Annotated in this window: 7 protein-coding genes; 3 read left to right on the top strand and 4 right to left on the bottom strand. The window is 35.9% G+C overall.

Translation table 11 applies throughout. The features are described 5' to 3' along the window. Positions 1–182: 182 nt before the first annotated feature. The 3 genes from ACP6PM_RS04735 (at position 183) to ACP6PM_RS04745 (ending at position 2,046) form a co-directional block, all read left to right on the top strand. The gene (locus ACP6PM_RS04735; protein ID WP_426582316.1) at positions 183–581 is read left to right on the top strand and encodes a tail fiber domain-containing protein; all 399 of its coding nucleotides are present in this window, start codon (positions 183–185) and stop codon (positions 579–581) included. 11 nt (positions 582–592) lie between these two features. After that, positions 593–790 carry a hypothetical protein gene (locus tag ACP6PM_RS04740; RefSeq protein WP_426582318.1) on the top strand — a complete coding sequence of 66 codons (198 nt, stop codon included), beginning with the start codon at positions 593–595 and terminating at the stop codon, positions 788–790. Between the two features lie 671 nt (positions 791–1,461). Beyond that, positions 1,462–2,046 (top strand): hypothetical protein, encoded by a 585-nt coding sequence (locus ACP6PM_RS04745; protein WP_426582320.1) that lies wholly within the window; start codon positions 1,462–1,464, stop codon positions 2,044–2,046. Positions 2,047–2,072: 26 nt separating this feature from the next. On the opposite strand, the gene ACP6PM_RS04750 is transcribed toward ACP6PM_RS04745, so the two are convergent. From ACP6PM_RS04750 to ACP6PM_RS04765, 4 genes are all read right to left on the bottom strand, one after another. Continuing rightward, positions 2,073–3,263, bottom strand: coding sequence for a glycosyltransferase family 2 protein (locus tag ACP6PM_RS04750; protein WP_426582322.1), 1,191 nt, complete (start codon positions 3,261–3,263; stop codon positions 2,073–2,075). Between the two features lie 509 nt (positions 3,264–3,772). Beyond that, complete coding sequence (locus ACP6PM_RS04755) at positions 3,773–4,339, bottom strand: fasciclin domain-containing protein (protein ID WP_426582323.1); 567 nt, start codon at positions 4,337–4,339, stop codon at positions 3,773–3,775. Positions 4,340–4,567: 228 nt separating this feature from the next. Further along, positions 4,568–5,143, bottom strand: a complete 576-nt coding sequence (locus tag ACP6PM_RS04760; protein WP_426582325.1) for a fasciclin domain-containing protein — start codon at positions 5,141–5,143, stop codon at positions 4,568–4,570. 357 nt (positions 5,144–5,500) lie between these two features. After that, complete coding sequence (locus ACP6PM_RS04765) at positions 5,501–6,325, bottom strand: MBL fold metallo-hydrolase (RefSeq protein ID WP_426582327.1); 825 nt, start codon at positions 6,323–6,325, stop codon at positions 5,501–5,503. Positions 6,326–6,580 lie beyond the last annotated feature (255 nt).

The raw sequence follows: 6,580 nt of genomic DNA on the forward strand, positions 1-6,580 counted from the left end.
GAAGCGATCGCAACCTCAAGCAGAACATTACAGATGTTGATGTAGATGATGTACTAGCCTCTTTGCTCTGAATGTTTGCTGTGGGGTAAACTTTATGAAAGCAGAGTCTGTGTCAGGTTCTCTGCTTTTTTTTTAATAGATTTGTTATAGAATTATCTAAGTATTGTATTTCGAGATAAAATATGAGCATTTTTAAAGAAATTGTCAGGCGTTTATCCCGAGGGGCAGTTCCATTGTCAGCCCATCCGGAATTTGTGGAAAATCTAGAGGCAACAAATCCTCAAGAAGTTTTGAAAAAATTGGCAGATATCCCAATCCAAACCTGGAACTACAAGTCTGAGAATCCAGAAATCCGTCATATGGGCCCAATGGCGCAGGATTTTTACGGAGCTTTCGGCCTTGGCAACACAGATAAGGCCATATTCCATATTGATGCTATTGGCGTGTGTTTAGCCTCCATCAAAGGTCTCAATCAGCTTATTGAGGAGCAAAGCCGTCACATTTCACAAAATGAGGAGCAACTAGAGAAAAATGCCCGCCTACTTGAAAGCCTTTCCCATTCAGATCGAGATGAAAGTTAGGAAATAGAATAATGCTTGATACTGCTTATAACAAATTGAATGTCGGTCACAAGGATGTGTCAATTGATGATAATGGTATCATTATGGCTGCCATCCAAGCCCTCCACAAAAAATTTCTGGAACAGGAAAAAATTCTAGCTCAACAGGAAGCACACCTAAAGAAACAAGAGGAGGCGATTCGTCGGATTAAGTTCCCTGATGAAACTTAGGATTCGTATCACCAGAGGTGACCAGAAATTGAAACCTTAAAACAGATAGGCTAATACCGTTTCACGGAAGTCAAAAGTCATGCATTCAAAAGTCAAAAGTAATATTTTATAGGCTCGAAACTTTGACGCTACAGTAATTTAAGGAAATTATGTCACATATATAGTTTGAAACTATTTGTGACATATTTAAAGTGAATTGGTATTAGTTTTGAAACTTGAGAAATTATGGATGTCGTGAGTCCTAACTTTGGGATTCTTAAGTAGAAAAGCCAACAAAAAATCTACAACTGATTGGCACAGCTAAAGTAGTAGAATAAACTCTTGGGAGAAGTCTGTACTTACAGAAAATTAAGCAATTTTCCTAAAGTACCATTTTTAGTTATATTGGTCTAGCTGACAAACTTTATCTATTTTCTAAAAGTCAAACGTTATAGTTTTTTGTCTCTATATCTATAACTTTTGTCGAAAGTATCAGATAACTTTTGAGCTTTATCTCAGTATTTTGTTTAAATAAACGTTTTTGCTTTTTATGGTCATGGAAACTATTGAAACTATTGAAACTATTAGACCTCTCCGGAAAAGAGGGAACAGGGAACACTTAACTGGGAACAGGTAGAAAGAATTGATAATTTTTGCGTATGGGATTGATTTTATTTTTGATTATCACGCCTATGTCTATTGAAAATATGGAAACTATTGAAACTGTTGGTACAACTGAAGCAGCTTTCTTGTTGAATATTTCGACCGGAAGATTACGAGTGCTTTTAAACCAAGGTCGCATTAAAGACGCCCGTAGAGGCAAACGTTGGTGGAAAATTCCTCTAAACCGTCGAGGAATGCCAGAAGTCATTCCAGGTCGTCGAGGTCCTGAGGGAACTTGGAATAAAGGACAACGTACAGGCAATACTTTTATTCATGTTTTGCGAAAAGAAATCGACCATAACCGAGACCATGGTACATCCCATCCTGCAATATCTGTAAAGCAAGGAAATCGTAATGACCGTTGCCATGAAGCAGAAATTAAAGGAAATTGCAAAATTGTTTATCGCCCTCATACACCAAATCGCAGTCAGGCAGGCGGCGCGCGTCTTTGGATTGAAGTTGAGCCAGACGTTGAAATTGTGCGTAAGTTTTTCCGAACTACAGAGTTAGATGAAGATGAATTGTTAAATCCCGATCCTCTTGAGTTAAACCTAGTTACGACAACTCAAACAACTCCACCTCTAAAAGAAACACCTATTTCTAAAGTGACTTAAAGATTTCAACTTCGACGGCTAGAATTCTACAACATAAAACCCATTGACTCTAATACTTCCCTAAGTCGCTTGGCTTCGAGAGGGTTATATTTTTCATGCAAACTAATTGCTTTCCCAAACGCCTCTAAACTTTCTGGTACTTGACCAATTTTCAACAATACAACTCCCAAATTTTGATAAGCTTCTGGATAGTCAGCATCAAGTTGAATAGCTTTTTTATAAGAGGCGATCGCTTCAGTAAACCAACCCATTTCTTTCAAGACCATGCCTCGGTTGTAATGACCGACTGTAAATTTAGGGTCTATCTGTATAGCAATTTCATAGTTAGTTTTTGCTTTCTCTAAATTTCCTTCTTCTTTCAACAAATTACCTAAATTGTTGTATGCTCCTAATTTCAATTTAGGCAAAATATTTAATTCTGTTGCTATTTGATAATGACGCTTTGCCATTTCTTTTTCTTGCTTTTGTCGATAGGCAATTCCTAAGTGGTAATGTAGCTCATATAAAACAGTTTTATCTACCTCTGAATCTTGCAAACCTCGAAACAATAATTCCATCCCTTTTTCTCTTTCACCAACTTCTAAATATAAAGCTCCCAACTTACTACAAACATAAGCATCATTAGGATGGTTGCTCAGAAAACTTTCCATGGCTGCCTTTGCTCTTTCCAGTTTATTTTTAGAAGTAATTTCTCCCTTTTGATAACCCTCATGTAAAACTGCTATTTCTGGCAAAGAAGCTATTTGCCAATCAGATTCTTTCGCTAAAATCTCAGAAATACTATCATCAACTATGGCGTGATAAGGTCGAGAAAATTTTATCTCTGGATGATTCCTAAAGAGACGAGAAACTAAAGAATAGGGAGATTGTTGCGCCCCTATTTCCTCTCTAATTAAATTAATTAAAATGTAGCGATCGCTCTTTATTGCTTCTCTAATATGTGGAGCTATTTTTGGTGAGAGATATTCATCAGCATCTAATACTAAAACCCAATCACCCGTAATATATTTCAAAGATTCATTTCTTGCCGCTGCAAAATCATTACACCATTCAAAATAATGTACTTTTGCACCAAATTCTTGAGCTATTTCTGGCGTTCGGTCAGTTGAACCAGTATCCAAAACAACCATTTCATCTACTACATCTTTCACACTTGCCAAACATCGTGGCAAATTTTTTTCCTCATTTTTAACAATAATGCAAAAAGTTAAATTCATATTAGGGAATAGGGAGTAGGGAGTAGGGAGTTGAATATTTATAATTCATATCTAGATTATGCAACTCCTTAATGCAATTCAGTTAATAATTTTTTCGACAAACAGACGAATTTTTGTTTTATTTAAACCGTATTAGGCGACAATATTAAATCTGCTTATCAATCAAGAGCTACTTTTTCGCGCCTCTTGAATTATTCTACCTTCTATCTATAGGAATCTGCGCTTATGTTATAACAATTTTTATAATACTTAATTTGAGCTGAAAACATGAGTAAATTCTGACTCCTTACTCCTAAGAGATAACCTCAATATTTGTAGCAAAAATTTATAAGAAGGGATATTTAAGTCAATAAATGATATTTATGGTATTTATTCTGACTCCTGACTCCTATTCCCATAATTTATAAAAGTTACTAAAAAACCTCATTCTTACGATACTTCCGAATGAGGTACGTTCAAAATATTTCTATCCTTTGATAGTAATCGCTAACAATAGAATCTAATACTAATTATTTGGATGGTGTAATTACAGAATCGATAACATGAATTACACCATTACTTGCAGGTACATCTGGAATAATCACATTAGCGTCATCCACCTTTACACCTGCATTGGAAACTTTAACGTAGATATCATCACCTTCAACAGTTTTTACTTTTCCAGATTCTAAATCTCCAGACGTTACCTTGCCAGGAACTACATGATAGGTCAGAATTTTGATTAATGTATCTTTGTTTTCTGGAAGTAATAAATTGTCTACTAATCCTGGTGGTAAAGCTCCAAATGCTTCATCAGTAGGTGCAAATACTGTAAATGGACCTTCTCCTTGTAGCACTTCTACTAAACCTGCAGCTTTTAGTGCGGCAGCTAAAGTATTGAATTGGCCTGCTTCTACTGCAGTTGAGACAATATCTTGAGCGTAAGCAATTAGTACAGGTTGATTAACTACTTGCTGATTAGCTACTGCGGGTAGACTATAAAAGACACTAGCAAAGATTAGCCCTAAAGTAGCGCAGATTAATCCCAAGATATTGATGGACTTGTTGAAGAGAGCCAGAAGACTTTGGGTATTCATGTTTTCCCAATTTCATTAACTACATTATTCAGACTAGTACAAAACTGGAAGTTATCTGAAAAATATTTCAAATATAGGACTACTTAAATAGGCTACAACATTTATAAATGCTCAAGTTTATTCAGGGATGACTTTTGACTTCTGAGTATATTAAAAAACCCATTCATGAGCATAGTGAAGAATGGGCTTACTCTATATATTTCCAATAAACGGTATGAGGGTAATTAATTATTCAGGTAGAATTACTGTATCAATTACATGAATTACACCATTACTTGCAGGTACATCTGCTTTAACTACTTTAGCATTTCCAACCTTAACTCCTGCATCAGAAACTTTAACGTTTACTTTACTACCTTCGACAGTTTTTACCTTTCCAGATTCTAAGTCGCCAGACATTACCTTACCAGGAACTACATGATAAGTCAGAATTTGTACCAGTTTATCCTTGTTTTCTGGCAATAATAACTTTTCCAATGTTCCTTTTGGTAAAGCTGCAAATGCTTCATCTGTAGGTGCAAATACTGTAAATGGACCTTCTCCTTGTAGCACTTCTACTAAACCAGCAGCTTTTAGTGCCGCAGCTAAAGTATTGAATTGACCTGCTTCTACTGCAGTTGCTACTATATCTTGAGATTTAGAGTGACCATCAGCAATTTGTAGGGGTTGGTTAACTACTCTTTGAGTGGAAGATTTTTGAGAGAAGTTTGCTACTGCGGGTAGGCCGAAACTAGCACTAACACCGACTAATCCTAAGATAGCGATCGCTTTTTTCACCACAGTTAAACTATTTTGGGCTTTCATACTTAATTTCTCTTTGCTTTTGTTAAAAAGTGTAAACTTAATTTACATATCTTAGCAAATTTTTAAGAAATGACAAGATAGTTTAGACTCAAGTACCTAAAATTAAATTTTCTATTTTTAATTGCTTCCCAGAGAATTCAGAGATAACTGGTCATTTCAGTTATCAGTTATCAGTACCTCCGGGTTTAGTCGGAGGCTTGAAATATGTATGGTGAATTTTTTTCATCCCCTGAAAAGGGGGAGGTTTGACAGGGCAAACGCATCTTATTTTGAAGTTCTGACAGGGCAAGAATTTTAGCTATTTGAGTATTTATACTTATTGCTTCTATAAGCCTTAACGACAAAAGCTTCCAGAATTTAGATGCGTTTGCCCTGGGAGGCTTGAGAACTCGTTTGTTGGTCAAATCTATAACTTAAGACTTCTATTAATAAACCTTCCTGGGGTAGATCAGATTTGGCAATGGAAATCCTGTCCTGATTTACAACTCTGACTGGACTTCCCTCCATTACACTGAGAAAATCTTCCAAAGGAGCAATCTCACAGCTAGTTTCATCAGCAGCTTCGGTTTTGTAGTGAGTAGGAATTACAATCCTAGGTTTTAGCACTTCCAAAACCTTTTTTGCTTCCAAGGGGGTGTAAGCTTTTGGACCACCACCTACAGGAATTAGTAGTAAATCTGGACGGCCAATTAAAATCCGCTCTTCTATACCAATCGGACTAGCTAATCCCCCTAAATGCAAAATCTTAATTCCTGCCTGTTGCCATAACCAAGCGACATTAGTGCCAAATCTACGTCCACCTTCTCTATCTTTAGCAGTACGAATTCCTTGAATTTGTCTACCGTTAACTTGATAAACTCCAGATTCAGATAACAACAGTGGTGGGGGATTAGTTGTAAAACCTTCTACGACTCCTTCATCTAATAATCTACTGCTAATCAAAATTAAATCTGTATCTACTTTGGGGTCACGATATCCAGCAGTACAACCTATTTGGCGAAAAGGATTTACTAATACTTTAGTACCTCCACCTTCAAATAAAAAGCAAGTATGTCCTAACCATGTAATAGTTAAAGATTCTCCTGTTTGTGCCTGAGAATGGTGAAATTTAGATGTTAAACCTGTTCCTATTACAGTTAATAGACTTGCCTGTAGATAACGTATAAATTTTCGCCGTTTCATCTTAATTTGTTTGACTTTGAGTTTGACGCTATTTTCTCTTTTTAATACTATACATCTCTGTTAGAGTTGTGGGAATAATTTTTTTAGGCAAGGAATAAAAAAGATAAGAAAACGAAGGATAAATCCAGAAAAAAATTCTACAGATAAGCAACTTCTAGGAGGAAATAAATTCCTTGTGATTAGGTGAAAATTTAGAGTTTTTTCTTGTCGTACTATTCTTTTTGATAATTACTAGAAAAACCAAGAGGCTCAAAA

The organism is Dapis brunnea BLCC-M229 (assembly GCF_050015995.1).
GTDB lineage: Bacteria > Cyanobacteriota > Cyanobacteriia > Cyanobacteriales > Microcoleaceae > Trichodesmium.

Excerpts from the sequence above, each read along its gene's own strand:
- ACP6PM_RS04735 (WP_426582316.1), top strand. The coding sequence starts at position 183 with ATGAGCATTTTTAAAGAAATTGTCAGGCGTTTATCCCGAGGGGCAGTT.
- ACP6PM_RS04740 (WP_426582318.1), top strand. The coding sequence starts at position 593 with ATGCTTGATACTGCTTATAACAAATTGAATGTCGGTCACAAGGATGTG.
- ACP6PM_RS04745 (WP_426582320.1), top strand. The coding sequence starts at position 1,462 with ATGTCTATTGAAAATATGGAAACTATTGAAACTGTTGGTACAACTGAA.
- ACP6PM_RS04750 (WP_426582322.1), bottom strand. The coding sequence starts at position 3,263 with ATGAATTTAACTTTTTGCATTATTGTTAAAAATGAGGAAAAAAATTTG.
- ACP6PM_RS04755 (WP_426582323.1), bottom strand. The coding sequence starts at position 4,339 with ATGAATACCCAAAGTCTTCTGGCTCTCTTCAACAAGTCCATCAATATC.
- ACP6PM_RS04760 (WP_426582325.1), bottom strand. The coding sequence starts at position 5,143 with ATGAAAGCCCAAAATAGTTTAACTGTGGTGAAAAAAGCGATCGCTATC.
- ACP6PM_RS04765 (WP_426582327.1), bottom strand. The coding sequence starts at position 6,325 with ATGAAACGGCGAAAATTTATACGTTATCTACAGGCAAGTCTATTAACT.